The sequence below is a fragment of the Marinobacterium lutimaris genome (assembly GCF_900108065.1).
GTDB classification, from domain to species: Bacteria; Pseudomonadota; Gammaproteobacteria; order Pseudomonadales; family Balneatricaceae; genus Marinobacterium_D; species Marinobacterium_D lutimaris.
Genome location: NZ_FNVQ01000001.1, coordinates 2,230,348 through 2,255,530 on the forward strand (window position 1 = coordinate 2,230,348; position 25,183 = coordinate 2,255,530).

At 59.0% G+C, this 25,183-nt stretch carries 27 protein-coding genes; 10 read left to right on the top strand and 17 right to left on the bottom strand.

The window, feature by feature from the left end:
- Positions 1 to 2: 2 nt before the first annotated feature.
- Genes C4S72_RS10385 through C4S72_RS10405 form a run of 5 tightly spaced genes read right to left on the bottom strand, consistent with a single transcriptional unit; the run spans position 3 to position 3,704 of the window.
- Entirely contained in the window at positions 3 to 1,211 is a 1,209-nt protein-coding gene (locus tag C4S72_RS10385; protein ID WP_104002930.1) for a sensor histidine kinase, read from the bottom strand.
- Positions 1,208 to 1,900, bottom strand: a complete 693-nt coding sequence (locus C4S72_RS10390; protein WP_235009086.1) for a response regulator transcription factor — start codon at positions 1,898 to 1,900, stop codon at positions 1,208 to 1,210. The genes C4S72_RS10385 and C4S72_RS10390 overlap by 4 nt, the downstream gene beginning before the upstream one ends.
- Positions 1,863 to 2,648 (bottom strand): phosphatase PAP2 family protein, encoded by a 786-nt coding sequence (locus C4S72_RS10395; RefSeq protein WP_104002931.1) that lies wholly within the window; start codon positions 2,646 to 2,648, stop codon positions 1,863 to 1,865. Before C4S72_RS10395 ends, C4S72_RS10390 begins: the two co-directional genes overlap by 38 nt.
- Before the next feature lie 33 nt (positions 2,649 to 2,681).
- Positions 2,682 to 3,335, bottom strand: coding sequence for a gamma-glutamylcyclotransferase (locus tag C4S72_RS10400; protein ID WP_104002932.1), 654 nt, complete (start codon positions 3,333 to 3,335; stop codon positions 2,682 to 2,684).
- 15 nt (positions 3,336 to 3,350) lie between these two features.
- On the bottom strand, positions 3,351 to 3,704 hold the full coding sequence (locus tag C4S72_RS10405) for a hypothetical protein (protein ID WP_104002933.1): 354 nt from the start codon (positions 3,702 to 3,704) through the stop codon (positions 3,351 to 3,353).
- A 143-nt stretch (positions 3,705 to 3,847) separates the two neighbouring features.
- Between C4S72_RS10405 and C4S72_RS10410 the strand changes: the two genes are divergently transcribed.
- From C4S72_RS10410 to C4S72_RS10430, 5 genes are all read left to right on the top strand, one after another.
- Entirely contained in the window at positions 3,848 to 4,489 is a 642-nt protein-coding gene (locus tag C4S72_RS10410; protein ID WP_104002934.1) for an O-methyltransferase, read from the top strand.
- Positions 4,490 to 4,537: 48 nt separating this feature from the next.
- On the top strand, positions 4,538 to 6,898 hold the full coding sequence (locus C4S72_RS10415; RefSeq protein ID WP_104002935.1) for an intermembrane phospholipid transport protein YdbH family protein: 2,361 nt from the start codon (positions 4,538 to 4,540) through the stop codon (positions 6,896 to 6,898).
- Between the two features lie 90 nt (positions 6,899 to 6,988).
- Positions 6,989 to 7,198 (top strand): YnbE family lipoprotein, encoded by a 210-nt coding sequence (locus C4S72_RS10420; RefSeq protein WP_104002936.1) that lies wholly within the window; start codon positions 6,989 to 6,991, stop codon positions 7,196 to 7,198.
- Between the two features lie 13 nt (positions 7,199 to 7,211).
- The gene (locus tag C4S72_RS10425; RefSeq protein ID WP_235009087.1) at positions 7,212 to 7,583 is read left to right on the top strand and encodes a YdbL family protein; all 372 of its coding nucleotides are present in this window, start codon (positions 7,212 to 7,214) and stop codon (positions 7,581 to 7,583) included.
- Positions 7,584 to 7,585: 2 nt separating this feature from the next.
- The gene (locus C4S72_RS10430; RefSeq protein ID WP_104002937.1) at positions 7,586 to 8,680 is read left to right on the top strand and encodes a lipid A deacylase LpxR family protein; all 1,095 of its coding nucleotides are present in this window, start codon (positions 7,586 to 7,588) and stop codon (positions 8,678 to 8,680) included.
- Between the two features lie 469 nt (positions 8,681 to 9,149).
- Here C4S72_RS10430 and C4S72_RS10435 read toward each other — a convergent pair whose 3' ends face one another.
- Together C4S72_RS10435 and C4S72_RS10440 are read right to left on the bottom strand one after the other, a co-directional pair.
- Positions 9,150 to 9,497: a hypothetical protein gene (locus C4S72_RS10435; protein WP_104002938.1), complete on the bottom strand. Its 348-nt coding sequence runs from the start codon at positions 9,495 to 9,497 to the stop codon at positions 9,150 to 9,152.
- A 238-nt stretch (positions 9,498 to 9,735) separates the two neighbouring features.
- Complete coding sequence (locus tag C4S72_RS10440) at positions 9,736 to 10,920, bottom strand: DUF5610 domain-containing protein (protein WP_104002939.1); 1,185 nt, start codon at positions 10,918 to 10,920, stop codon at positions 9,736 to 9,738.
- A gap of 197 nt (positions 10,921 to 11,117) precedes the next feature.
- Here C4S72_RS10440 and C4S72_RS10445 point away from each other — a divergent pair, with 197 nt between their 5' ends.
- Positions 11,118 to 11,621 carry a GNAT family N-acetyltransferase gene (locus tag C4S72_RS10445; protein ID WP_104002940.1) on the top strand — a complete coding sequence of 168 codons (504 nt, stop codon included), beginning with the start codon at positions 11,118 to 11,120 and terminating at the stop codon, positions 11,619 to 11,621.
- A gap of 5 nt (positions 11,622 to 11,626) precedes the next feature.
- Here C4S72_RS10445 and C4S72_RS10450 read toward each other — a convergent pair whose 3' ends face one another.
- Positions 11,627 to 12,172, bottom strand: coding sequence for a YaeQ family protein (locus tag C4S72_RS10450; RefSeq protein WP_104002941.1), 546 nt, complete (start codon positions 12,170 to 12,172; stop codon positions 11,627 to 11,629).
- Positions 12,173 to 12,246: 74 nt separating this feature from the next.
- Between C4S72_RS10450 and C4S72_RS10455 the strand changes: the two genes are divergently transcribed.
- Both C4S72_RS10455 and C4S72_RS10460 read left to right on the top strand, forming a co-directional pair.
- Positions 12,247 to 12,864: a DUF2238 domain-containing protein gene (locus tag C4S72_RS10455; RefSeq protein WP_104002942.1), complete on the top strand. Its 618-nt coding sequence runs from the start codon at positions 12,247 to 12,249 to the stop codon at positions 12,862 to 12,864.
- The gene (locus C4S72_RS10460) at positions 12,864 to 14,201 is read left to right on the top strand and encodes a magnesium transporter (protein WP_104002943.1); all 1,338 of its coding nucleotides are present in this window, start codon (positions 12,864 to 12,866) and stop codon (positions 14,199 to 14,201) included. Before C4S72_RS10455 ends, C4S72_RS10460 begins: the two co-directional genes overlap by 1 nt.
- Here the strand turns inward: C4S72_RS10460 and C4S72_RS10465 are convergent.
- Entirely contained in the window at positions 14,187 to 15,329 is a 1,143-nt protein-coding gene (locus C4S72_RS10465; protein ID WP_104002944.1) for a GGDEF domain-containing protein, read from the bottom strand. The genes C4S72_RS10460 and C4S72_RS10465 overlap by 15 nt on opposite strands.
- Before the next feature lie 354 nt (positions 15,330 to 15,683).
- On the opposite strand from C4S72_RS10465, the gene C4S72_RS10470 reads away from it, so the two are divergent.
- Positions 15,684 to 16,640 (top strand): methylenetetrahydrofolate reductase, encoded by a 957-nt coding sequence (locus tag C4S72_RS10470; protein WP_104002945.1) that lies wholly within the window; start codon positions 15,684 to 15,686, stop codon positions 16,638 to 16,640.
- Here C4S72_RS10470 and C4S72_RS10475 read toward each other — a convergent pair.
- From C4S72_RS10475 to C4S72_RS10510, 8 genes are read right to left on the bottom strand one after another with little or no spacing between them, the layout of a single operon-like run.
- A complete protein-coding gene (locus C4S72_RS10475) occupies positions 16,637 to 17,380 on the bottom strand; it encodes a retropepsin-like aspartic protease family protein (RefSeq protein WP_104002946.1) in 744 nt (247 codons plus the stop codon). The two genes, C4S72_RS10470 and C4S72_RS10475, sit on opposite strands and share 4 nt — an antisense overlap.
- Positions 17,381 to 17,440: 60 nt before the next feature.
- Positions 17,441 to 17,815 (bottom strand): translation initiation factor Sui1, encoded by a 375-nt coding sequence (locus C4S72_RS10480; RefSeq protein WP_104002947.1) that lies wholly within the window; start codon positions 17,813 to 17,815, stop codon positions 17,441 to 17,443.
- A gap of 27 nt (positions 17,816 to 17,842) precedes the next feature.
- A complete protein-coding gene (locus tag C4S72_RS10485) occupies positions 17,843 to 19,168 on the bottom strand; it encodes a deoxyguanosinetriphosphate triphosphohydrolase (protein ID WP_104002948.1) in 1,326 nt (441 codons plus the stop codon).
- 37 nt (positions 19,169 to 19,205) lie between these two features.
- A complete protein-coding gene (locus tag C4S72_RS10490) occupies positions 19,206 to 19,823 on the bottom strand; it encodes a YigZ family protein (RefSeq protein ID WP_104002949.1) in 618 nt (205 codons plus the stop codon).
- A 48-nt stretch (positions 19,824 to 19,871) separates the two neighbouring features.
- Entirely contained in the window at positions 19,872 to 21,269 is a 1,398-nt protein-coding gene (locus C4S72_RS10495; protein ID WP_160115495.1) for a cryptochrome/photolyase family protein, read from the bottom strand.
- Between the two features lie 44 nt (positions 21,270 to 21,313).
- Complete coding sequence (locus C4S72_RS10500; RefSeq protein ID WP_104002951.1) at positions 21,314 to 22,285, bottom strand: YbgA family protein; 972 nt, start codon at positions 22,283 to 22,285, stop codon at positions 21,314 to 21,316.
- A 36-nt stretch (positions 22,286 to 22,321) separates the two neighbouring features.
- The gene (locus C4S72_RS10505) at positions 22,322 to 22,981 is read right to left on the bottom strand and encodes a ChrR family anti-sigma-E factor (protein WP_235009089.1); all 660 of its coding nucleotides are present in this window, start codon (positions 22,979 to 22,981) and stop codon (positions 22,322 to 22,324) included.
- Positions 22,978 to 23,580: a sigma-70 family RNA polymerase sigma factor gene (locus C4S72_RS10510; protein ID WP_104002952.1), complete on the bottom strand. Its 603-nt coding sequence runs from the start codon at positions 23,578 to 23,580 to the stop codon at positions 22,978 to 22,980. The genes C4S72_RS10505 and C4S72_RS10510 overlap by 4 nt, the downstream gene beginning before the upstream one ends.
- Positions 23,581 to 23,736: 156 nt before the next feature.
- Between C4S72_RS10510 and C4S72_RS10515 the strand changes: the two genes are divergently transcribed.
- Positions 23,737 to 25,098 (top strand): NAD(P)/FAD-dependent oxidoreductase, encoded by a 1,362-nt coding sequence (locus C4S72_RS10515; protein WP_104002953.1) that lies wholly within the window; start codon positions 23,737 to 23,739, stop codon positions 25,096 to 25,098.
- Positions 25,099 to 25,183 lie beyond the last annotated feature (85 nt).

Genomic DNA, 25,183 nt, shown 5'->3' on the forward strand with positions numbered 1-25,183 from the left:
TGCTACTGATCCAGAGACAGGCGGGCCCGGTAAATACCGGCGTCCGCCTGACGCTCACAGCGACAACCCGCCTTTTCACACAGCAGATCCACTATCTGTAAACCGTAACCGAAATGGCTCTGCTCTTTCTGCTCCTGCGCAGCGATGCGGTTGAAGATCTCGATGCCAGCTTCGCTCAACGCCAGCTCTATGTTGCCCTCACCGTGGTCCAGCGCATTGCGCAGCAGGTTATCGAGGATCACCGACAGTACAAAAGGATCGACCGGCCATTGGGGTGTCACACTGCCACTGACCTCTAGCCTTTCATCAAGCCCCGGGGTCAGATTACGCAGCTGGCCGATCAGCTCATTAAATTCGGCTGCATTCAGATTTTGCTGCTCATCGCGTTTCTCACGGCTGAGCCAGAGAAACGCATCCACAAGCTTTAACATCCGCTGCAACGCCACATCGATACGCGCCACCGCCCGCTGTTGCAGGCGATTGCCTGCCGTGGTTTCGCGTAGCAGATCGGCAGAGCTGCGGATCGCCATCAGCGGCGACCTCAACTCATGGCTGGCAAAACGGGTGAAATTACGTTCGCGGTCGATAAAACCGGAGATGCGCTTCAGTAGATCGGCGATTTTCTGTGACATCCGCCCCAGATCATCGTCACGCTGCAGGGGTTCAAGCTCCGGCCGGGCCGGGTCGACGGCGGCCACAGCGCGGGTCAGCTGACGCACAGGCCGGGTCTGATACCAGATCAGGCTCAGCGTCAGTCCCATGGTGCCCAGGGTAAACAGCAGGATTCCACCCAGCACCAGCGCCGCCTCGGCAAACTCCGAATCCTCCGGCGCCAGCAGCCCCTGCACATCATGCAGGTAAACGAAATAGGTCTGCCCGCTGGATGCCGCCTGGCGCACCAGCAGAATTTCACTGTCGGACAGGTCGAAGTTGCCCGTTTGCGCCGGATCCGCGTACGGCTTTAATTCAGCCGGCAGTTCATCGGCACTTTTGTACAGCGTCGCCAGGTCCGAAAAGCCCGCTGATTCATGGGAAGCACTGCCATCCGTTACCGGCGCAAAGTGATCGGCGAGATAATCCAACACACGGGCTTCATGATTTCCCTCCAGCCCCTCGACATAATGCCAGCCGATCAAAAAGTAGAGGCTGGTGAGCACCAGCGTCGAGGTACCGATGGTCCAGATAAGGCGGGCGGTGAAATTGAGCTTCAAGACTGTGGCTCCGGTTCGAGCAGGCACACGCCCTGCCCCCTGCGGGTCTGCAACATGGGGTGTGCAAACGGCTTGTCGAGCTTCTGTCGCAGCTGATAGAGAAGTGAGCGCAGCGCATCGCTTTCCGGCGGCTCTTCGCCCCAGAGCGCCTGTTCCAGTTCGGTACGGGAAATGACTCGCGGCGATTGCGCCACCAGGTAATGCAACAGCTGGAACATCTGCGGTGTCAGCGGCAGCTCCTGCCCCTCGCGGCTGGCCTGCTGGCTGTCCAGGTGCAGCTCCAGAGAGCCCACCGACAGGCGTCGCACCTGCTGCCGGGATACACGCTGACTCAGGGCACGGATGCGATAAAGCAGCTCCGCCATGGCGAAAGGTTTGACCAGGTAATCATCGGCGCCGGCCTCAAACCCGAGAATTTTATCCTCCAGGGTATCGAGAGCGGTCAAAAAGAGTACCGGCGTGGCGCTGCCTTCCTGACGCAACGCCTGGCAAAGACTGCGCCCATCCATGCGCGGCATCATCACATCCAGTACCAGCACATCGTAGCGATTGCTGTGGCAGAGGTTCAGCGCCTGCTCGCCGGTGCGGGCGCAATCCACGAGAATCTCGTGAAATTCGAGGTAATCTACCAATCCTTCCAGAATCTGGGGGTCATCGTCGGCCACCAGGATTTTTATCTGCTTCGACAAAGCTGAGTCCGCTTAGGTTGTTCATCCGGGGGGTTACCGGGCTACGCTGCTTCACCAGCATCAACCGGGCAATCACTGCCGCGGTGCACCAGCACAGCGTCAGGCTCCAGAGATCATGCGACAGGAAGTGCGCTCCACGCAATTGCTGACACACCCCGAACATCAGCCCCAGCCCCAGTGCCATGGTGAGCAGACGCCACTTTAACCGGGGACAGGCCACCGCGGCGGCGAAATAGACCGCCACCCAGGCATAGCCGGCACTGGCATGACCGGCCGGAAAGCAGACGCCCTCACCGGAACCATTCACCAGCGCTGACAGCAGCGGCACATAGGGAAGATCACCGCCATAGGGCGCCAGATCCCAGGGGCAATCGATGCCGGTGGCCTGCTTGAGGCTCGATACCAGCAGCGTCGCACAGAGCGGCGCCAGCGTAAGGTAGCCCAGCACACGCTTGTAGGGCTTGAGCCAGGAAACGAAAAAGCTGGTGATCAGCGTCGCGAACACCAGCAGTAACAGCAGGATACTGAACTGACGCCCACCGCTGTGCAGCAGGTCGGAGAAAAACCAGTGATCCTTGAACAACCACTGGTTACCTTCAAGCGAATACAGCAGATCGGCCAGGGCAGGGTCGAGCTGGAAAGCACTGATCAGCAGCTGCACACAAAGTGCCGCCAGCAACGGCAGAAGAATCGGCGTGCGCAGAGGCTTCTGGCGCGCTTCGTACAGGGGAACATCAACGATCAACATGGGCTAAACACCTGGACTGGTTCAGCCCGGAGTTTAGTTGCCGCTCTGTGAGCCCTGCGTGAATGCCGGCCGCTCCCGCAGCGATGAGGGTATCAGGTCGCTGCGCTCTACCAGGTATTTGCGAATCGAAGTCTCGCCATCGGCCAGGAAGCTGGTATCGACAAAGTTCTCCAGCACCGCATCGCCATGGAACGCTGCAGAGACCAGGCAAAACTTCAGGTAACGCGGAAACGGCAGAATATCGTCGCGCCAGATCCGGCCTGAGTAGTGACGACCAACCCGGTCGTGATACTCCTCGTCGGTAACGCACTTGTTGAGACGGTATTCCAGATCGGTGTAGCCGGTGCACATACGCGCAGGCTCTTGAATCACACCATCAAGACCCCGGGCTTCAACCTGAATCCAGCGATAACGGTGTTCGCGCTCATAGAGTTCGCCGAACTGATCCACCGGGCAGTCAAACTGGGCAACGATGATCGACACCCCTTCGGAGGGTTCGGTGGAGCAGGAGGAAACCTCCAGGCTCTCCGGCGCCTGACCATGACCGGCGATAAACAGAATGCCGACCTTGTTGAAGATACGGCGATAACCATCGACGCGCACCAGGCGGTAATTTTGCAGTCCGGGCACCGTATCCCGCGCGGAGCGCTCGGACAGCAGCGAACCGAACCCGACAACAGAAATCATTTCGTTCCCCGTCGGTTACCAGTAGTAGTAAAGCGATACTGCCGCAATCACCACCAGCGGCATCATCAGCACCAGGGTTTTGAAGTCTCCCAGCAGGCGCTGGAACAGCAGAATATGCACCACCGGAAAACTGATGAACATGCAGGAGAGCGGAATCGACCAGTGCAGTTTCAAAAAGCCAAACGCCATGGCGCCCAGCAGGGTAATCGCACCCAGGTTACCGGCCATTACCACGGCGATCTGGCCATTGGGCTTCTGCATAAACGCAGGCTTCTGCTCCGGCGCCAGCTTGTTCAGCGCACCGGCGCTCAGTGCCAGTGACATGGACACTGCGCCTGCGAAAAGAAAGATATACAGTGGTTCTACCATAACGCCTCCAGCTTCGATGAGGGGCAATTGTAGCGACAAAGGAAAGCTATTTCCTCATACCATCGGGCACCGGCCTGAAAAGTGTTAAACTCCGCCTTTCTCGCTGAACAGCTCCATCCAAACCAATTTTATCGACACCTCCTATGCCTGAATTTCTCGTTGACGAAGCGATCGAAGATTACGCCTTTGTACAGACCAGTGCCGAACCGCCCCTGCTGCAGGAGCTGATCGACCAGACCAACATCAACATGGGCTGGCCGCAGAAGCTTTCCGGCCGTTTGGTAGGCCGCACACTGAAGCTGCTTGCCGCCATGGTTCAGCCCAAGCAGGCGCTGGAGATCGGCATGTTCACCGGTTACTCCGCGCTGTCTATCGCCGAAGGGATGCCGAAAGACGGCCGCCTGGTCTGCTGTGAGACCAACCCACGCGCCATCGAGTTTGCACAGGGATTTTTCGATCGCAGCGAACATGGCCACAAGATCGAAGTCATTTTCGGTCGCGCCCTGGACACCCTCGAGAAACTGGACATGCAGCTCGATTTCACCTTTATCGATGCCGACAAGCGCAACTACCTGAACTACTACGAACGCGTGAAAGAGATGACCCGCCCCGGTGGCCTGATCGTGCTCGACAACGTACTCTGGTCAGGCAAGGTGCTGCAGCCGGAGTCCGAGATCGACGATATTCTCGTCGAAACCAACCGTCGTATCGCCACCGACCCGGACATGGAAAACGTGTTTCTTACCGTTCGTGACGGCCTCAACGTGGTGCGCAAAAAGGACTAAGCGCCGCGGCCTGCGCGAATAGAGGGATAAGGAGTAAAGGAGAGAGGCATGCGCAAACTGCTCTGGGTACTGATCCCTCTCATCCTGCTCTCCTCCATTGGCTATGCCGCCCTGCCCTACCTGGCGCGCAATCTGATCGAGGAGTGGCTGGCCGAACAGGGTTTTACCGATCCCAAGGTGCAGCTTTCCCATCCCGGCTGGGATCGGCTGGAGATCCCCAGCCTGTCCCTGACCCAACAGGGCGATGAGCGCCGCATCGATCTGCACAGCGCCAATATCAGTATCTACTTCGATCCCATCGAACTGGCGTTCGAGCGCCAGATCAAAGAGATTCGCATCCCCGAGCTCAATATCGATATCCGCGCCGAGCGCAGCCTGGAAAAGCGTATCGAAAGCAGCGGCGAAGCGAGCTTCGACCTCAACCGCTACCCGCCCTCGCTGCTGTTCCATTTCGCACCGTCCAATCGCCTGGTCATCGGCCAGGTCAATGTGGACTACCGCGCGCCAGAGCAGCCACGACTGCAGGCCACCGGCAACCTGGATCTTACCCCCGAACAGTTTCTCAGCTGGGCCCGCATCCTGGTAGCAGACGAATCCGGTACCGCCCTGGTCGCGCCCGTCTATATGGATCTGCGCTTTAACCAGGAGCAGGAGATAGAACTGAACCTGTTCAGCGAGCGTCGCCGTCTGCTGGCAAACCGCGGAACACTCGCTACAGGCACAACCGACTGGGGCCTCAAGCTCGATAGCGAGCTGAACCTTGAACATCTTTACAACTGGAGCTGTGCGCTACTGCCGGAACTGCCGCTACAGCCAGAGACAGGACGGCTTAACAGCCAACTTGAGCTGCGCTGGCCGGCCCGGATTCCGCTGGATACTGCGGCGCTGCTTACAGCCATCGACGCGTCTTCAACCTTTGACCTGGAAGCTCAGGCACGACACTTTAAAGTCCGCCCTGATATTGCCGCCGACCAAATTTCCCTCAACGCCCAGGGCCGTGTGAGGCTGAAGCAGGCAGTGGCTGGCCTGCAACTCGATAAGGGCAGCAGCCTGAGCGCAACACAGCTGCTCGCTCCGCAGCTGAAAGCGGGGGCTGTGAAGATCGCGCTGCAGCAGACATTCAATGCCAGCCATAGCCTGCTGGACGACGCTGCCGCCCCCAGAACCCAACTGGATAGTCTTCAGGTATCGATCACGCCTGAGACTCTCGACAGCGAGCTGCTGGACAGCCTGGAGCTCGCGCCTATCGCACTGAAACTGGGCTACGAGCCCGACTCGGCAGCGATCGACTACACAGTGCAGACCGACCGCATCGCGACAACCCTTGACGGCAAGGCGCTGCCAGCCTTCAGCGCCAGCCTCAATGGCGGCACCGCCAGCGATGGCCAGCGTGGGAGGCTCTCTATCGTCAGCGATAGTCCGTCTCTTCGAGTGAATGCGTTCTGGCTGCTGGGTCCGCAGCAGTTTCGCGCCGACTGGACCAGCCAGCCGCTTGATATCCCCTCCGCCCAACCGGTGCTGAGACGATGGATTCCCGGCTGGCCTATCGACCTGGCCTTTACCCATGGCAACCTGACATCAAAAGGCTATATCCAGGGCCCCACTCCCGGTGACAGTGCCGTTAACGCAGAGCTCAAGATCAATAACCTGGCGTTCGCCTGGGATACTCACGTGGAGACCGACAACCTGAACGCCAGCCTGAATCTGGGGCTCGATCGCAGCGGCCGGCTCTCCTCCAGCGGAACACTCAGCAGCGACCTGATCCGAACCGGTGTCGACCTGCACGATACCACTCTCAGCTACCGCTACACCCAGCCTGGCGTTGATAAAGCGCCGACACTGACCCTGGCCCCATTCAGCCAGCCGCTGTTCGGCGGCCTGGTCAGCCTGCCGGAGTTCTCCTTCAACCCGCTGGCACCGGACTTCACCGTTAACGCCCAGCTAGAGGGAATCGAACTGAGCGAGCTGCTAGCGCTTTACCAGCAACCCGGCCTGAGCGGTGATACGCCTCTTAGCGGCACACTGCCCATCCGCGTTCAGGGCAGCGAGATCAGCGTCAGCGGCGGCGAGATACACAGCGCTTCCGAAGGCTGGCTGCGCTACGAACCGAGCAGCGCACTCAGCTCAACCGCACAGGGCAACCCGGCGCTGCAGCTCGCTCTGTCTGCGCTGACCGATCTGCAGATTAAGGCGCTGGACCTGAAGGTCAGCTACGCGCCGGACGGCAGCCTGGAACTCAACAGCCGGCTTCAGGGTCATAACCCCGACTGGCAGCAGGGGCGCCCTATAGACCTGTCACTGAATGTGGAAGAGAATCTGCTGGCGCTGCTCAACTCCCTGCAGCTTTCAGAAAAGATCGGCGACTCTCTACGCAAGAATCTGGAAAACAAGGCAGCGCCCCCTCAATAAGCGCATAGTAAGACCCGGTTCAGCTGAGCGGTTTTATCGTTGCAGTGAGAGGCTGGGAATCAAGGACAACCAACCGGAGGTGTTCCGACAATGCTGAAACCTAATGTGCGCTGGCTCGGCCTGCCATTTGCGCTGCCGTTTGCGCTACTTTCTCTTGCGGCCTGCACCCCCACGGTTCAGCTGGCTGCGCCATCGGATCCGATCACCATCAACCTGAATGTCAAGGTTGAACATGAAGTATTGGTCAAGGTAGACCGCCAGATCGACACCCTGCTGGAAGAGAACAGTGACCTATTCTGACGGAGAAACCGGGATGAAGACCCTCATGAAGCCCTTTGTGAAGGCTCTGATGAAGAGCAGTAAACCACGTACCCTGGTCGCCGCACTGATGCTGTCACTGTCGCTGCCCGCCTTTGCCCTCAGCCTGGATGAGGCCAAGCAGCAGGGCCTGATCGGTGAGCAGAGCAGCGGTTACCTCGGTATTGTCAGCAACAACGCCAGCGCAGAGGTCAAATCGCTGGTGCAGGATATCAACAGCCAGCGCAAGGCGCTCTATGGCGAAAAAGCCAAGAAAGCAGGTGTAGAGATACAGATTATGGAGCTGCGCACCGGCGAGCGTCTGCTCGACCGCGCGGCACCTGGCGAATATGTACGTACACCTGATGGCCGCTGGGTGCGCAAATAACGATGAAAAACGCGATCTGTACGCCGGCCCGGAAAACCGCCCTCTCGCTGCTGCTCTATCTGTCGGCCAGCCCACTGCTTGCCGCAGAACGGCTGACCGATGAGCTGCTGACGCCGGCGGAAAAGCCCAGCGACGCCTGGACGCTGAATCTGTACCTGGAAAATGACCTGTTCACCGACACCGACGAACAGTACACCAACGGCGTGCGCGCCTCCTGGGTCTCACCGGAAGTGGGTAACTTCATCGATGATCCGCAGATTCCACAATGGGTGCGCGATGCCAACCGCTGGCTGACCCGGCTGGACCCGGAGCCGGCACCGTTCGAAAACGATCCGCGCCATCACCTAATCGTGACCCTCGGGCAGGAGATGTACACGCCTAAGGACAAGGAGCGCACCAGCGTTGACCCGGACGACCGTCCCTATGCTGGCTGGCTCTACCTGGGCTTTGGCTACCATACCCAGACCCGCCATAAGCTGAAGTCCTTCCAGGTCAACCTGGGCATGATCGGCCCCTGGTCACTGGCGGAAGAGAGCCAGAACTTTATCCATGACCTGCGTGGCTTTGATCGTTTTGAGGGCTGGGACAACCAACTCCATAACGAGCCCGGCATCCAACTGCTTTACGAGCGCAAGCAGCGCCTGTTCCAGGGCGGCATCATCGACAACATCCAGCATGACTTTATCGGCCATATCGGAGGTAGCCTGGGTAACGTGGCCACCTATGTGAACACCGGTGCCGAATACCGTATCGGCTACCAGTTGCCGCAGGATTTCGGCACCTCCGCCCTGCGTCCCGGCGGCGATAACAGCACTCCGGGCAGCGGTGACCCCCGCTTCCACGATCAGTGGGGTGTGCATGCGTTTGTCTCTATCGATGGCCGCTGGGTGCTGCGCGACATCTTCCTCGACGGCAACACCTTCAGGGACAGCCACTCGGTGGATAAGCGCCCCTTCGTGGCAGATGCAGCCTGGGGTGTCGCAGCCACCTACGACCGCTGGAAACTGTCACTGGCGCGCTACTACCGTACCCAGCAGTTCGACAAACAGGACGGCGGCCACAAGTTCGGCTCCATCGCCCTGTCCTACTCGTTCTAACGGCAGACTCTCTTCGCGCATACTCTCTACACGCATAGCCTCAAACCTCTCACACAGAACCGGGCCTGTATCCGCACCTCAGCGCCAGACCCGGTTCAGACCTGCGCATCAGCGCATCCGGCATCCCGTGAACCGACAACCGTCAGCGCTCCTGCCTTTGACACATACCCGCCACGCGCTGGCAGCGCGCGATGCCCGATGAACAACGCATCTTGAAAACATCTCTGGGAAATAACTCTGGAAATTAGCTCTTGAAAGTAGCTCTTGAAAGTAGCTCTGAATTGATGATGTTGGAGCTGCGTGGGAAAGCTGACTGGATGCCGCCTGTGAAGGCAGAGTTGGGCCGAGGGGGATGCTATTGATTGATCGGAAGATTGAATAAGCCAAAGTTGCCAGTCCTTTGGCAACAATAGCGATAAATTTTTAACAGCGAGCGCCGCGAAGGGGACGACGTGCCGTTCACTTCGGCTTAACAGCGGCCTTTTTTCGCCTGCCCCGGCGGACAGAAGCTGGAGCGATTGCGGCGACCATCATCGTAGTAATGATGTACTTCACGATACTCGCGGCGGTCACGATACTTTCTGTCATCGTATCGCCGACCGTCATCGTGATCCCGGGTATTAACCGCTGTGCCGACAGCGGCACCTATACCTGAGCCGGCGATAGCGCCATCACGGCCACCGAACTCAGCACCCAGAACACCACCCAGAGCACCACCTATGGCACCGCCCACGGCGGAATCCACACGCAGGTCATCGGCCATGGCGAAGGTCGGCAAGAAAGCCAGAACTGCTGTTGCGATCGTTGTTTTTTTCACATTTCCTCCTTTCCTTTCGCACCGGTTAGATGCGTTCAGCATCGGCTAATCCACCCTCGCTGATAAGCGATTGCAGTTTTTAACCGAGTCCCTTTTCAAGACCGGAGGCTAAATCTAAAGTTCCCGAAAAATATCAGGAAAAGCACCAGCAGAGCTGGCTAGAAAACGGGGAAAAGCGAGCAGGAATGGGCCTCTCAGGAGGATATTACTTCCATCCCGAGAGGCTAATAAAAGCAGATTAGCTTTCGCTTGAAGTGTCTGTCTGGGGCTGGTTATCGGCGACTTCAACCTCTTCAGCCGGAAGCACGGCATCAAGCAGCGCCAGCAGGTTGTTGTCGTAGATATCCTGCTGCGCTTCCGGTGCTTCAGAATAGCGAGCGTCCTGGTTGACCAGGCCCTCCATCAGGCTGCGGCCAAGCTGCCCAGGCGACGTCAGGAAGCCCAGCGACGGCGCATTGAAGCTTTCGGCCATTCCCTTCATCAGATGACCCAAACGACGTCCCGGCTTATCTCCGGCCTGGTCAATCTGACCCACCTGTTCATAGCTGGAAGCCGCCGCATACTGCCGGCTGTAGCTCATATCCAGGCTCATGGAGGCGAGCTCGCTGGTATCGAAACTCAGCGACTTGCTCTGCTCGAACGCCTTCTGCACATCGCCATCGAAGAACTCGTCCGCCAGGCTGGAGACATCCTTGATCAGGCTTTGCAGCGCTTCGGCTTCATCCACATCCAGGTCACCGGAGACCGAGAAGCTATATTCGCTGTACTCGGAACGGCTCAGGCTGAACACCGATGCAGAGTTGCCCTTACCATCGCTGGCAGAGGCGTAGGCACTCTCGTAACTCTGGTTTCGGGAGAAGGTGATACGCACCTCATCGCCATCACGTGTGGTGACGTTCAGCTCCATATCCTCGGCGTTCTGGAACCGCTCGATGATGCTTTTGCGCGTCGCCATGGCGCCGCTGACCTCATCGGTCCCCGGCGCAAGCGCATCCAGGGCTTCAAAAGTCAGAGTTTCGGTCTGCTTCACCTGCTCTGCCAGCTCGCCATCAAGCAGCTGCAGGTTGTCGAGAATTTCCCGCGCGTCCTCGAAGCCTTTCTTAACGCCGCTGACCGCCGCCTCGTACATCGACTGCAGGCGCTCTTCGCTGGCGCCGCGGGCTCGCGCAGCTTCCAGCCCTGAAGCAACAAAACCGCTGATTCTGTCAGCGACCTTTTCAGGGGTGAAATCTTCGGCTTTCAATGAACGCAGGCCATCCGCGTCCATACCGGGAATATTTTCCGCCAGCTTGTTTAGCAGCGTATCGGTCGGCGCTGCCGCCGCTGAGTTTGAGCCCTGCGGGTTGCTGGTCAGCGTCGTTGCCGACGAACGGCCAAAACCGGACGTGGAGTAAGAGTCTGATGAGGGATAGATATTGATCACGATCCGCTCCGGGGTTTCTGTATTAGTAGACTCCGCAAATGCTAAAAACGGAGGGAATAGGCTGTATATCGACTGAAATGACCATAACTTTAACCCTGTGCCGATTCAAATCGACCAGGAGTTGATTTCGTCCCTTGTAAGCGACTGATCGCCCCGGTAAGTTAACCCACCGGTCAGTTTATTGGAGCAGTCAGTTCATGCCAGCGCCCAGCAATATCGAAATTATAGAAGCGGATCTCGGCCTTGCCGAGCAGGCGGACGCCTTTCGCCAGATGATGCAGGCCTATGCCTGCGATCCAATGGGAGGCGGCTCGACTCTGGATGCTGAAATCCTGGAAAGACTGCCGCTGGCACTGGCACTGCGCCAGGACGCTTACACCCTGCTGGCGTTCTGTAATGGCAAGCCTGCGGGGCTGCTCAACGCGTTCGAGGGGTTCTCCACCTTCAAGTGCGCGCCCCTGCTGAATATTCATGATGTGATCGTCGGCAGTGAATACCGCGGACTCGGGCTTGCCGACCAGTTACTGGAAGCGGCAGAGGGGATCGCCCGGCGCAATGGCTGCTGCAAGCTGACCCTGGAAGTGCTTGAAGGCAACAGCCGCGCCCAGGCGGTTTATCGCCGCAACGGCTACGCCGGTTACGAGCTGGACCCAGAAACCGGCAAGGCGATGTTCTGGCAGAAGCCGCTCAGCGATCTCTGAACCGATCAGACGATCTCTACCGGCCGGGGAACCACCGACGCACTGGCGCTCTCCCCGGTCAGCCAGATCTCTCCATCCTGAATCGTGCACTGCAGACGCATCTGACGCTCGGCCAGCGCTGTCAGCCCCTCGCAATCATTCTCATTGATCCGGAGAATTTTCAGATTATCCAGCCGCATCAGCGCCTTGCGGGCGCCCTGAAACCAGGGATCAAACTGCTGATCGGTACCGTACGCCAGCAATACCACCTCTTTCGCCCGCCCAGATGCCTTACGCAGACGCTTGTCACTGGGCAGCCCCACCTCGATCCAGCGCTCAATTTCACCGCTGGGAGCGTGCTGCCAGAGATCCGGTTCATCATCGACACACAGGCCACGGGTAAAACTCAGCGCTTCGTCTGCATAGATCGCGAACGCCAGCAGGCGGATCATCATCCGGGTTTCCGTTTCGGACGGGTGCAGTGCCAGCGTCAGCGGATACTCGGCGTAGTGCTGGCGGTCCAGATCGGAGATATTCAGGGTTGCTTTATAAATCGTTGATTTGAGGGCCATTCGGTATTGATCCACGCAGCCGTCGCGACGACTATATTGATAAGGGTACTGTTAAGCCGCTGAAGGATAGCGCCGTGTTCCGCCTCTGGATACTGATATTTGTGCTTGTGTTGATCTGGTCGGGCATCTCCCCTACGGATCGTCTGACCTGGTGGCTGGAAGTAGCGCCGGCGTTGGCGGCCCTGGCCATCCTCGGTGCAACCCGGCAGCATTTCCCGCTGACGCCGCTCTGTCTCTGGCTGATACTGGTTCACTGCATCATCCTGATGGTTGGTGGTCACTACACCTACGCCCAGGTGCCATTGTTCGACTGGCTGGCCGAATGGCTGGGCCAGAGCCGCAACAACTACGACAAACTCGGCCACCTGGCGCAGGGGTTCGTACCGGCAATCATCGCCCGTGAACTGCTGCTTAGGCTGAAGGTGGTCAACGGTAAGCACTGGTGTGCGTTTCTGGTGGTCTGTTTCTGCCTGGCGCTGAGCGCCTTCTACGAACTGATCGAATGGTGGGTGGCGCTGATCAGCGGCACCGACGCCGAGGCGTTTCTGGGTACCCAGGGTTATGTCTGGGATACCCAGTCCGATATGTTGATGGCGCTGGTTGGGGCGGTCCTCGCACTTGCCAGCCTGCACCGCTATCATGACGCACAAATGGCCCGGCTTAACTTTTTCCGACAGAACGGCGACGAGTAATGAGCGAAGATATCAGCCAGCGTATAGAACAACTGATCCGTAGCGACGAGGAACTGGACGCCGCACGCTACGCCGAGGTTGCCGAGGATCTGGAGCCGGACCAGGTCGCCCTCCTGCTTGAATCCCTGCCTCGCGACGAACGTCAGGAATGCTGGGAACAGGTTCCCGAAGAGCAGCGGGTCGACGTGCTGGTGGAGATGCGTGCCGAAGCGCGTGCCCCGCTGGTCAAGGAGTTGGATAGCAGGACACTGGACCAGCTGATCTCCGGTCTGGATGCGGAAACCCTGATCGAACTTGGCGAGTCGCTGCCGGACGATGTGGTCGATATCGCTTTGGCGCGCATGGACGAGCGCCAGCGGGCCCACTACGAGCGTTCTGCCCAGTACGACGAAGATGCCATCGGCCGTTACGTGGACCATGATCTGCTGATCCTGCCGCAGAACAGCCGGGTCCGCGATGCCGAGCGTCTGCTGCGCCGTGAGGTACCGGAATACACCACCCACCTCTGGCTCGTGGATCGCACCGGCCGCTATACCGGCGCTGTTCCCACACTCTCACTGTTCGGCAAACCGGACCATCTTCCCCTGGTCGACCTGATCGACGATGAGATAGAGCCACTCTCAGCCTTGCGTTCTTTGAAGGAAGCCACCGAAGCGTTCGAGCATGCCGAGATATCGGCACTCCCCGTGGTGGATGAGAACGGTCTGCTGCTGGGAAGAATGTCGATGCGGCTGGCGCTGGAACTGCTGCACGAGCAGTACGAATCACAGATGATGGCCAGCGCCGGTCTCGATGAAGAGGAGGACCTGTTCGCACCGGTGATGCGCTCCTCCCGCCGCCGCGCCACCTGGCTGGGGATCAACCTGCTTACCGCATTCCTCGCGTCCTGGGCGATCGGCCTGTTTGAAGGCACCCTGCAGCAGGTGGTGGCATTGGCCGTATTAATGCCGGTGGTTGCCTCAATGGGCGGCATCGCCGGCAGTCAGACGCTCACCCTGATGATCCGTGGCCTGGCACTGGGCCAGATCACGGCGGCCAACATGATGCCACTGCTGCGCAAGGAGCTCAGCGTCGGCGGCCTCAACGGCGTGCTCTGGGCGGTGGTGATCGGGATAGTCGCGTCCTGGTGGTTTTCCAGCTTTGCCATCGGCGTGGTCATCGCCCTGGCGATCGTGGTCAATATCGCCGTGGCGGCGCTCTCCGGCGTGCTGATTCCTATATTGCTGGACAAGCTGAAGATCGACCCGGCGCTTTCCGGCTCGGTCATTCTGACCACGGTCACTGACGTGGTCGGCTTTGTGGTCTTCCTCGGCCTGGGCTCGCTATTTCTGCTTTAACAGCGGCTTGGCAGCGGCTAAATCCGCTTCCAGCTCCGGCAGCGCCTCTCCCCCCTCAAGTGACGGGCAGGACTTGAACTCAGCCTTGCTCTGATACATGGCGCTATCGGCCTGGGCGATCAGCGCCGTGGCCGAAGCGTAGCTGTCGGGCCCGGTCTGGGCGATTCCGATACTGAGCACCACATCCTTTTCCACCTTATCCAGCTCTTCCACCAGGCGGTCACAATAAGTTGTCTTGGCCTGCTGGCGGTCGCAGTTGGGCAGGATAATGCAGAACTCGTCGCCTCCGTAGCGGAAGCAGCCATCCTCCGCCCGGCTCACCTGGCGGATCACGCTGCCCACTGCACGCAGGATTTCGTCACCACGCTGGTGTCCCTGGTTGTCGTTGAACTCCTTGAAGTCGTTCACATCGATATAGACCAGGCTGACCGGCTCCAGGCGCCTCTCGGCGGAGCGCAGATAGCGGGTCAGGCTTTCATCCAGGTAACGCACACTGAACAGGCCTGTGAGCGGATCGGTACGCGCCATCTGCTCCAGCTGCCGGGTACGGTCCTTGACCTTCTCCTCCAGCGAACTGGCATACTGCTCGGACTTCTTGCGCGAGGTCTCTATCTCGGAAAGCAGGCTGCGGATGTAGGTCTCAAAGACCAGGGTGATATCAAACAGGAAAACCTTTTCCAGCGCCGCCAGGGTCTTGGCGCGCCGGTTAAGATCGGCGATCTGCGCGGAGAGTAGATCGCTCAGCAACGCCTTGAGGATATACACCGCCGACAGGTAGAGCGTGGTATCCACCCCTATGCGCTTGTGCACCAGGCCGATGCGCAGACGGTTGTTCACATAATCGATATCGTAAACGCCACTGAACAGATCGGAGATATAACGCTTCTGTGCGTTGCGCAGGCGCCCCAGGGTTTCTGCATCGCCAATCAGCAGAGCGATTTCCGGCACACTGGTCTGCAGATCGTAAAAACGATCAACCAGTGCATCCAGCCCAGCCTCGATAATGGAACGCGCCTCAACGATCAGGCGTACATCCTCATCACTGATCATGAACAGGCGTTGACGGTTTTCGATTTCAAACTCGGTAATTCGAAGCTGCTCCAGCAGCGTGAGATCTGTCTGCTTCATACCTGTGCCATCCAGGTTTTTTATCCTTGTTAGCAGAAAGGCTGAAATCCTGTAGCTACAACAGATCCGTTGCCTCTCTCGAATATCCCTATACTAGTTTAGCGATGTTGCGACGGATAGCAGGTAACTGTACAGAGCGAACCAGAGGCTCTGTATTCAACAGGCTAAGCCAGGGATTAAACCAACGTGGAAACCCGCCGACAGGTTGATCACCTATGAGATGGCGGTAAAGACAGGTCTTTATGAGGCCGGCTCACATCAACCACAAAACATTTCATCATATAACCAAAAGATCTGAATCTCTTTCACGTTTATAATGCACGCCAGCTTTTAATGAACGAGTGGACCTACACCATGAACCAGACCCTGCGCGACAAGTTTGCTGACCCGACTCGAGGCGTGTACTTCATCGGCACCACCCCGCCCCGCGAGAGCACCAGCGACGAGCAGATGCAGGAGATCGCCGAAAAACTCCTCGGACGTCTGGCGGCTCTGGAGTATGACGGTCTGATCGTTTACGACATTCAGGATGAAAGTTCACGTATCGATACGCCGCGCCCCTTCCCGTTCAAGCGCACCCGTGATCCACGCGAATACTCCCGCCTGATCTCCGGCTTGTCTGACCGCGAAACGATCACCTACAAGAGTGTGGCGCAGCGTGACCGTGCCGACTTTGAAAACTGGCTTGAAGAAACCTGGAACGAATACAAGCTGCAGAACGTGGTACTGGTGGGCAGCCCCTCGTCAGAGGGCGATATCCGCCTGCCGCTGCCGGAAGCCTACAAAGCGATTGGAGCCAACGCCCACCCCTTCCACCTGGGCGGCGTCACCATCGCCGAGCGCCATGCGATCAAGGGCAACGAGCACGAGCGTATTCTGGGCAAGCAGGAAAACGGCGTGGAGTTCTTCGTCTCCCAGGCGGTTTACAACCCCCAGGCGACCATCGACCTGCTGGCCAGCTATGCACGTACCTGCCGCGAACGCGGCATTGAGCCGAAACGCATCGTGCTGACCTTCTCACCCTGCGGTAGCGCAAAAACTCTGGAGTTCATGGAGTGGCTGGGCATTTCCATCCCGCATGCCACACGCTGGCGTATTCTGGATGCAGAGAACCCGCTGCTGGAGTCGATCCGTATCTGCCAGAACAGCCTGGACCAGATTATCGAAGCCTGCCTACCGCTGGGACTGCCGCTGGGTCTGAATATTGAGAGTTTGACCAACCGCAAGGAAGAGATCGACGCGGCGGTCCAGCTGTACCGCCTGCTCAAGGCTACGCTGGACCTGCAACTGGCGGAACAGCAGCTGGGCTAATCGGCGGATTCTTTAGAGTCTGAAAGCGATGCACGCAGCTCATCGGCGTCCATCGCTTTTTTCTTTTCCAGATCGGCGCGCTGCTCCTCAAGCTCACGCAGCCGATCCGGCATCCACAAGATACGCTGGTTATCGAAGTCGATGCGATAATCCACCTGGCGCAGAAAATCCATACCGAGCAGACCATCATGGCTGGCCCCGCTGACCGGGTCGATCACCATGGCCCTCGTGGTGCCGATCTTGAACGGGCCGATCTCCACCCGGTCCAGGTTGATCCCCTGCACCTCGATCATTTCCCCGCTGGCCACCCGCGCCTGACCGGCGCTGTAGGTGGCGCCGTTAAGGTCTTTCAGTGCCGAGCGGTGGAACACTGTGCCGGAAGCCCCGGTATCCAGCAGCATGCGGGTGTTTACCGAACGGTTACCGTAGACGGCACGCACCGGCACGATCACCTGGTTACCCAGCACCTTGACCGGTGTCACCAGATCGTCGATCGCCTCGTCCAGCTTGTTCAGGCTGGTATTGAGCTCATGTCGGAACGCGGACAACTGCGGATCCACCGGTGCGGGCTGTCCACCGTTCTTCTCAGCCCGGGTTTCCACCCGTTCACGATACTGGTGCGGAATCTGGCTTTCGCGGTTAACGTAAACCTTGCGCCCCTTGTCATCGATATAATGGAAGATCTCCGCCGAGGCAGAGCCAGAAAGGCCGACCAGTATCGCCAGTATTAACGCTCGCATACCTTATCTCCCGGAAGGTCCGGCATCCTGCCTGCCTCCCTCACCGACGCTGAAACCGGTTCAGCCGCCGGCCAGTTTGACCTTGAAGCCCTCGGCCTCAAGTACCTGCTTGATCGTATCCCGGTGGTCACCCTGAATCTCCAGGATGCCGTCCTTAAGCGCGCCACCGGTGCCACAACGCTGTTTGAGTTTTTTCAGCAGCGCTTTCAACTCTTTCTCCGCCAGCGGCACACCGCTGATGGTGATCACCCCTTTGCCCTTGCGGCCCGAGGTTTCACGGCGGATACGCACGATGCCATCCAGCCCCGCGATCCGCTCTTTGTCCGCCAGCTCATCACAGATGCAAGCGCTGAGCTCCTCGCCGCATCCGGGGCAGAGACGCCCCTTCTCTGTAGAATAAACCAGCTTGCCGAGCTGATCCTGCAGTGAAGCCATAAATCTTTTTCCTGTATCTAATTCAAATCAGAGCCCGATGCCGCCGCCGATCTGGCGCGCCAGGTAGGTGGCATAGGTATCGGTCATACCGCCGATAAAATCCAGCGCCCGCATATAGCGCTGGTAGAGCGACATTTCGCCGGTGGGCGCGTGAATCCCCATCAGGTTAAGGATCTTCTGGCTACGGTACCCCAGCTCCTCACCACCCTGATGATGCACCTCCCAGACCGCCTCGATAAACGCATCGAGCAGCACGCCCAGGGTGGTGTAAGCACCCACTTCCAGTTCCGCCTTGCGGGTGTCGGGGAACACCCGTTCACGAGCGATCCGCTTGGCCCGGGCGATACCGTCACGCACCATGGGATCGCCATCGCTGAGCAGCTCGCCGCTGTATTCACCGCGCAGAATGGCGTCCTCGTTGGCCATGAAAGCAGACACCACCGAGTTCACCATGTTTTCCATCGCCTTGCCGCGAAGGGCCGATATTTTGCGCCGTGCGGAAGCCTGGGTCGAGAAAATCTCGTCATCAAACTCCAGGTCACCGCAGAGCTCCAGCAGGATCGGCTTGACCTCGTCAAAGCTCAGCAGGTGCAGTTCGATAGCGTCTTCAAGATCCAGTATGGCGTAACAGATATCGTCCGCCGCCTCCATCAGGTAAGCCAGCGGGTGGCGGCTCCAGCGGTTTTCGCCCTGGGGGATCATACCCAGCTCACGCCCCAGGGCGTTGAGGATCTCGGCTTCGGCCAGAAAACTGCTGAACTTGCCCTTTTTACCGCCATATTCCGCGGTCCAGGGATATTTCAGCAGCGTTCCGAGCGTCGGATAGGTCAGGCGCAGGCCGCCATCGAACAGGTTGTTTTCAATCCGGGTTACTACGCGAAAACCCTGGGCGTTGCCCTCGAAGGTCTGCAGATCGCGGCGTTCACCCTCGGTCAGTTCGGCAAAACGACTATCGTCGGCACGGCGACGGAACCAGTCACGGATGGCGTATTCGCCGGCGTGGCCAAAGGGAGGATTGCCGATATCGTGGGCAAGGCAGGCCGCCTGCACAATCACGCCGAGATCGTGGGCCGAAGCCCAGGGCGGCAGCTGGTCGGCGATTAGTTCCCCCACCCGAATACCCAGGCTGCGGCCCAGGCTACCCACCTCCATGGAGTGGGTCAGCCGGGTATGGATATGGTCGTTGAGCGCCATGGGGTGGACCTGGGTCTTGCGCCCCAGGCGGCGGAAGGCACTGGAGAAGATGATACGGTCATGATCCTTGTGGAAGTGGCTGCGACCCGCTTCCTGGTCCACTTCCCGCTCGTGGCTATAGCGTTTGGTCGTCAACAGATCGGACCACTGCATCCGCATATTCCGTGCCTCTTGCTTAAGTTATGAGTTATCCGCTTTATGAATGATCCACTTGGTACGTCACGCCGAGATGAGCCCGCTCATCCAGGGCGCTGCTCAGTGCATCGATATTACGCTGCGGCAGGGTCAGAGTCAGGCTCACATCGGCACCGTAGTCGCTGCCTGCCACTGTTGCTTCAAAGCGCCCGATCATAGAGTCGATGATCCCCTGCTGGTCATAGGGAAAGGTCAGCATAAGCGCCGCCATCGGCTCGCGGGATTCCAACGGCCATTCCGCTAGCAACTCTTTGACCGATGCGCCGTAGGCGCGCACCAGACCACCGGCACCCAGCTTGATACCGCCAAAGAAGCGGGTTACTACCACGCAGACATCGCCCACATCCTGGCCCATCAAGACATTGAGCATCGGTTTGCCGGCGGTGCCTGAAGGTTCCCCATCGTCGTCGCTACCGGCAGCGCGGGGTTTGTCCGGAGGGCCAATCACGTAGGCGGAACAGTGATGGTTGGCGGAGGGGAAGCGCCGCCGTTGCGACTCGATAAAGGCACGCATCTCCGGTTCCGAGTTCACCGGCACGCCGGTGGCGATAAAGCGGCTTTTCTTGATCTCGATTTCGACCTCGAATTCGCTAACTGGAACCCGGTACTGCTCGTCCACACCTTACTCCCACAACTGTTCTGTGAGCCTATGTTACGGGAAGAGCGCTTAATTCTGATAGTCGTCGAGGCTGGCGGCACGGGCCTTTTTATAGTCGATCACCGGTTCTGGCCGGCCCAGCGCCGCACCGGCCCCCGGGATCTGGCGTGACTTGCCGGGCTTTACCGACTCCAATTGCGGCAACCAGCGAGCGACAAAGCGGCCTTCTGCATCGAACTTCTCGCCCTGGGCCTGGGGATTGAAGATACGGAAATAGGGAGCGGCATCTGCACCCACGGAGCTGCTCCACTGCCAGCCGCCCAGGTTGGAGGCGAAGTCCGCATCGATCAGATGACGCATAAAGAAATCGGCGCCCAGTCGCCAGTCCACTCGCAAAAGCTTGGTCAGGAACGAAGCCACCACCATGCGCAGGCGGTTGTGCATCCAGCCGGTTTCCAGCAGCTGCTTCATCGCCGCATCGACGATGGGAAACCCTGTTTCACCTCTGCACCAGGCCTCGAACGCGGCATCGTTTTTCAGCCAGCTGATCTTCTCCTCGACCTCAGGCCGGAACGGTTCCAGCCGCGACAGCCCCGGGAAAGCAACCAGCAGATGACGATAGAATTCGCGCCAGATGATCTCGTTAAGCCAACTCGACTCCAGCCAGTCTCGCGAGCCCGCCGCCGCCCTCAGCGACGCCATGCACTGGCGCGGTGAGATAGCGCCGATGGTGAGATAGGGCGAGAGCGCAGAGGTGGCTGGCAGCGCGGGGAAATCCCTTTTATCGGCATAGTCCGGCTCGCGTTCATCGATAAAGCAGTTGAGGCGTTCACTGACCGCCTCTTCGCCGACCTGCCAAAGGTCTTCACGGTACTGAAGCGGCTTATAGTCCAGGTCATCGGGCACTGGATCCGAATCGAGCCCCGTTGTCTGCTGCGCCTCTGGCACCGGCAGCACCGACCGGTCGAAATCGGCCAGACGACGGCGCCAGGCTCGGCTGAACGGGGTGTAGACCTTGAACGGCCCCCCCTGCCCCGTAAGCACCTGCCCCGGCGGAATAATCAGCTCGCCATGAAAACCACGCACCTCAACACCGACAGATTCCAGCGCCTTGCACACGGTCTGATCGCGGTTGCGCTCATTCAGCGGATACTCGTAGTTGAAAGCCAAAGCTCCGGTGTTAAGCTCCCGCACCAGATCGGTCAATGCCGGCGCACAGTCATCGAATGAATCGAGGCGCAACACACGCAAAGGAATATTCAATTCTTGCAGATGCTCCGCCACCGAGCGCAACTGATCGCGCCAGAGCCCCATGCGCGCCGCGGACTCACCGTGGGACTCCCAGCTTTGCGGCGTCAGGGTGACCACCGCCAGGGTTTTCTTCGCCTGTTTACAGGCCCAGGTCAGGGCCGGGTTATCGGCCAGGCGCAGGTCGTTACGCAGCCAGATCAGTGACAGTTCAGCCATCGAATGCGTATCCATCGATTGTGTATCCGTATGCCGGGGAAGAGTTAGATGTAGTTACGTAATCCCAACTGATGGGGATAGGGATTGAGATAGGTCTGCTCGCAGATATAGTCGCCGCCGTACCGCTTAAGGTAGTGCTTGAGCAGCACCAGCGGCGCTACCAGCGGCACGGTGCCGAGGCGGTACTCCTCGATATTGGCCAGCAGCTCCTGTTTGGTTTCGGTATCCAGGGACTTTTTCATATAACCGAGCATATGCATCAGCACATTGGTGTGGGTCTTGCGCGTCGCCCTGTGCGTCATATGCCGCATAAAACCGAGGATATACTCGCTCATCGCCTGTTCCAGCGGCAGCTCGTGAGACTCCGCCAGGAAACGCCCCAGCTCCCGGTAGCCCTGGTAGTGGTGCGCCATCAGCAGGTACTTCTGCCGGCTGTGGAACTGAATCAGATTATGGTAGCTGGGGTCGGCCTCAACGCTGTTTTTCCAGTCATCGTAGGCAAACACCCGGGCGATAAAGTTATCGCGCAGCACGGCGTCGTTAAGCCGGGCCTCCTCCTCCATCGGCAGCGCCGGGTTGGCCTCGCGCAGGGCGCGCACGAAAATGCCGGAATCGGAGGTATTGGGCATGCCATTGGGGTGATAAACCTTGACCCGCTCCATGCCGCAACTGGGCGAGCCCTTCATCAGGATGTAACCACGCAGATGCGAGCGCTTACTCGCCAGATTATAGCCCGACTGCAGCAGAGGTTCCGTCACATCGATACTGGAGTCCACCGTACCCAGGGCACGGGGCTTTTCGTCGGCCTCGCCGACCAGACGAATCGGCTCACGCGGTACGCCGAGCCCTATGGCCATCTCCGGGCAGAAGGGCTCGAACTCGAAACAATCCGCCAGCACATCCTGGCAGTAACGGGAACGCTTGTGACCACCGTTGTAACGCACCTCCTGCCCGAGCAGGCAGCTGCTGATCCCGACGGGAATCTTGCGTTCCATTTCGATTTTAGTGCTGGCCATGATAATTCCTTAACCGCAATGCCCTTACCAATACTCTTACAAACCGATAAACGGCTGAGCCAGGCGGCCCATCAGGCCGGTAAACTTCAGCGGTGCATCGGTAGCGATCAGGCAGATGCACTCTTCGTCGGTATCGACGATCGGCTGATGCTTCACCTCGGTATCCACATCAGCCACATCGCCAACACAGAAGCGACCCAGCTCATCGCTGTAGGAGCCACGAAGAATCAGCGTCAGCTCGTTGCCACGGTGAGTGTGATGCGGCACCGAGACACCCGGCGCAATACGCAGCAAACGCGTAGCCCCCGGCCCTTCCAGCTTCAGATCATACTGCTGCACGCCATAACCGATACGGCGCCATTCCAGCTGATCCAGCGGCTTACCCAGCATCGACGCTAAAGGCAGCGGCAGCCCGGTGCGGGCGGAATCGAGACGTTCGGTCGACAGGCTGCGCAGTTTCGGCTCCGGCTCATCGAGCATCGCCATGATCGAGGCGAGCGCATCAGGCTCCATCGCCACGGGTTCAATCGCCTCGAGCAATTCACCGCCGATGCGGTCGGCCTGACTGGCGCGCTCACGGCACTCCTCGCACCAATGCAGGTGTGAACCAACCAGCACAGCCATGCCTTGCGGCAGAGAGCCGCTGCTGTAGGCAATCAGAGTGGCATCATCAAAGTGGTGGCGGATTTTCATCATTGCGCCTCCCAATGGGTCTTGAGTTTGTCGAATGCGAGCCTGAGCCTCGATTTGACACTCCCCAGAGGAATACCTAACTGCTCCGCGATTTCGGAGTGACTCTTTCCTTCATAGTATGAAAGAAACAAAACCTGAGCCTGAGCTTCAGGCAGAGTGCCCAGAGCCGTTTTCATACGCTGTTCCAGAATGGCATGTTCCCCGTCGTGTCGGGGGGATGGATCAACTTCATCTTCGGGGAGCTCATACTCCACCGCTTTCTCTTTACGCATACGGTCGATGCAGAGGTTTCGCGCCAGGGTATAGATCCAGGTGCTCGCACTGGCCTTGCTGGCGTTAAACATGTGCGCCTTGCGCCAGACTGATAGCATCGCCTCCTGGGTCACCTCTTCGGCACTGGCCGCGGGGAGCCCCAACCGGATGATGTAGGCTTTGATACGGGGACCAAAATGGCCGAAAAGTTCGGCGAAGAGTCGCTTGTCCCGCGTCTCGGCGAGCGAAGCCAACACTTTGGTCCAGGTTTCCCGCTCCCGCTTCTGTCGGTCGCGGGTGAGATCGGCCGCTGCGGTCACGTTCTTACCCTCGCTATCGTCTTCCTGCATTTTGTCTCCTGTGTACGCGCGATCCCCGGGCACGGATCAGCGCGTGAGAATTATTCTTTGTGATCCATCATCCATCCCGGCATCGTAAGCGATTGCGAACAAGAATTCCCATCGAGGGAGCTATTTTTATGAGCCTGCTGCTATGAGCCTGCTTCTATGAACATCAGCATCATGCGACCACTTAATATCGCCGTTATCGGCTCCGGCATCGCCGGAATGTCCTGTGCCTGGTTACTGAATCAGCATCACCGGGTAACGCTGTTCGAGAAGGACGACCGCATCGGCGGACACTCAAACACCGCCACCCTGGGGCTGGATAACCGCACCGTTCAGGTCGACACCGGGTTTATCGTTTATAACCCGGTGAACTACCCCAACCTGGTACGACTGTTTGATCACTTGGGCGTCCCCAACACCGAAACCGACATGTCTTTTGCGGTCTCCAGTCGCGGCGGTCAACTTGAGTATAGCGGCTGCGGGCTTGGCGGATTTTTCGCCCAGCGCTCCAACCTTTTGCGCCCCGGACACTGGGGGCTGATGCGGGAGATTCTGCGCTTCTACCGAGACGCTCCCCGGCTGATGCAGGAGGCTGAAACCAGCGGCGAGACACTGGGAAAGATGCTTGAGCGCGGCCGTTACAGTCGCTCGTTTATCGAAGACCACCTGGTCCCCATGGGAGCTGCGATCTGGTCGACACCTGCGGACCAGATGCTGCAGTATCCGGCGCTGACCTTTCTTCGCTTCTGTCAGAACCACGGTCTGGTGCAGCTGAAGGATCGGCCTCAATGGCGTACCGTCGAGGGTGGCAGCCGCGAATACGTCAGCCGGCTGACGGCTCCGCTGGAAGGCCGGATCAAACTGAACAGCCGCATCCACCGCATCCATCGCGAAGGCGGCCGGATAGTCGTCGAACATCTGCACGGCAAGCGGGAAACCTTCGACCACGTTGTACTGGCCTGCCATGCCGACCAGGCGCTGGAGCTGCTGGCGGCACCGAGCGACGAAGAGCACCGCCTGCTGAGCTGCTTCCCTTACCAGCGTAATCGCGCCATTCTGCACAGCGACCCTGCGCTGATGCCGGAGCGACGTCGCGCCTGGGCCAGCTGGAACTACCTGTCAGAGCCCGATGCCGAGGAGTCTCCGCTGTCGGTCACATACTGGATGAACAGGCTGCAGCCGTTGAACACGGACCAAAACCTGTTCGTCACCCTGAACCCGATCCGGGAGCCAGCCACCGAGTTGATCCACCGCAGCTACCTTTACGATCACCCTCAGTTCTCACTGCAGTCGATCGAGGCTCAGGGAGAACTCTGGAGCCTGCAGGGCCAGCAGAACACCTGGTTCTGCGGTGCCTGGTTTGGCTACGGTTTCCATGAAGACGGACTGCAGTCAGGCCTGGCCGTGGCTGAGGCCCTGGGCGGCGTAAAACGCCCCTGGGATCTGAAAGAGCCCAATAGCCGCATCCAGGTTCATGCGCAGAAACGCCCGGTGAAAAGCGTTGCGGAGGCGGTAGCATGACTCTCTCCAGCTGCCTCTACGCCGGGCATGTGATGCACCATCGCTTTCGGCCCAAGCAGCACCGCTTCATCTATCGGGTGGTCTC

What these genes read in the sequence shown, in the direction of transcription:
- C4S72_RS10395 (WP_104002931.1), bottom strand. Translation starts at nt 2,648, where the DNA reads ATGTTGATCGTTGATGTTCCCCTGTACGAAGCGCGCCAGAAGCCTCTG.
- C4S72_RS10400 (WP_104002932.1), bottom strand. Translation starts at nt 3,335, where the DNA reads ATGATTTCTGTTGTCGGGTTCGGTTCGCTGCTGTCCGAGCGCTCCGCG.
- C4S72_RS10405 (WP_104002933.1), bottom strand. Translation starts at nt 3,704, where the DNA reads ATGGTAGAACCACTGTATATCTTTCTTTTCGCAGGCGCAGTGTCCATG.
- C4S72_RS10410 (WP_104002934.1), top strand. Translation starts at nt 3,848, where the DNA reads ATGCCTGAATTTCTCGTTGACGAAGCGATCGAAGATTACGCCTTTGTA.
- C4S72_RS10415 (WP_104002935.1), top strand. Translation starts at nt 4,538, where the DNA reads ATGCGCAAACTGCTCTGGGTACTGATCCCTCTCATCCTGCTCTCCTCC.
- C4S72_RS10420 (WP_104002936.1), top strand. Translation starts at nt 6,989, where the DNA reads ATGCTGAAACCTAATGTGCGCTGGCTCGGCCTGCCATTTGCGCTGCCG.
- C4S72_RS10425 (WP_235009087.1), top strand. Translation starts at nt 7,212, where the DNA reads ATGAAGACCCTCATGAAGCCCTTTGTGAAGGCTCTGATGAAGAGCAGT.
- C4S72_RS10430 (WP_104002937.1), top strand. Translation starts at nt 7,586, where the DNA reads ATGAAAAACGCGATCTGTACGCCGGCCCGGAAAACCGCCCTCTCGCTG.
- C4S72_RS10445 (WP_104002940.1), top strand. Translation starts at nt 11,118, where the DNA reads ATGCCAGCGCCCAGCAATATCGAAATTATAGAAGCGGATCTCGGCCTT.
- C4S72_RS10450 (WP_104002941.1), bottom strand. Translation starts at nt 12,172, where the DNA reads ATGGCCCTCAAATCAACGATTTATAAAGCAACCCTGAATATCTCCGAT.
- C4S72_RS10460 (WP_104002943.1), top strand. Translation starts at nt 12,864, where the DNA reads ATGAGCGAAGATATCAGCCAGCGTATAGAACAACTGATCCGTAGCGAC.
- C4S72_RS10465 (WP_104002944.1), bottom strand. Translation starts at nt 15,329, where the DNA reads ATGAAGCAGACAGATCTCACGCTGCTGGAGCAGCTTCGAATTACCGAG.
- C4S72_RS10470 (WP_104002945.1), top strand. Translation starts at nt 15,684, where the DNA reads ATGAACCAGACCCTGCGCGACAAGTTTGCTGACCCGACTCGAGGCGTG.
- C4S72_RS10475 (WP_104002946.1), bottom strand. Translation starts at nt 17,380, where the DNA reads ATGCGAGCGTTAATACTGGCGATACTGGTCGGCCTTTCTGGCTCTGCC.
- C4S72_RS10480 (WP_104002947.1), bottom strand. Translation starts at nt 17,815, where the DNA reads ATGGCTTCACTGCAGGATCAGCTCGGCAAGCTGGTTTATTCTACAGAG.
- C4S72_RS10485 (WP_104002948.1), bottom strand. Translation starts at nt 19,168, where the DNA reads ATGCGGATGCAGTGGTCCGATCTGTTGACGACCAAACGCTATAGCCAC.
- C4S72_RS10495 (WP_160115495.1), bottom strand. Translation starts at nt 21,269, where the DNA reads ATGGCTGAACTGTCACTGATCTGGCTGCGTAACGACCTGCGCCTGGCC.
- C4S72_RS10500 (WP_104002951.1), bottom strand. Translation starts at nt 22,285, where the DNA reads ATGGCCAGCACTAAAATCGAAATGGAACGCAAGATTCCCGTCGGGATC.
- C4S72_RS10505 (WP_235009089.1), bottom strand. Translation starts at nt 22,981, where the DNA reads ATGATGAAAATCCGCCACCACTTTGATGATGCCACTCTGATTGCCTAC.
- C4S72_RS10510 (WP_104002952.1), bottom strand. Translation starts at nt 23,580, where the DNA reads ATGCAGGAAGACGATAGCGAGGGTAAGAACGTGACCGCAGCGGCCGAT.
- C4S72_RS10515 (WP_104002953.1), top strand. Translation starts at nt 23,737, where the DNA reads ATGAACATCAGCATCATGCGACCACTTAATATCGCCGTTATCGGCTCC.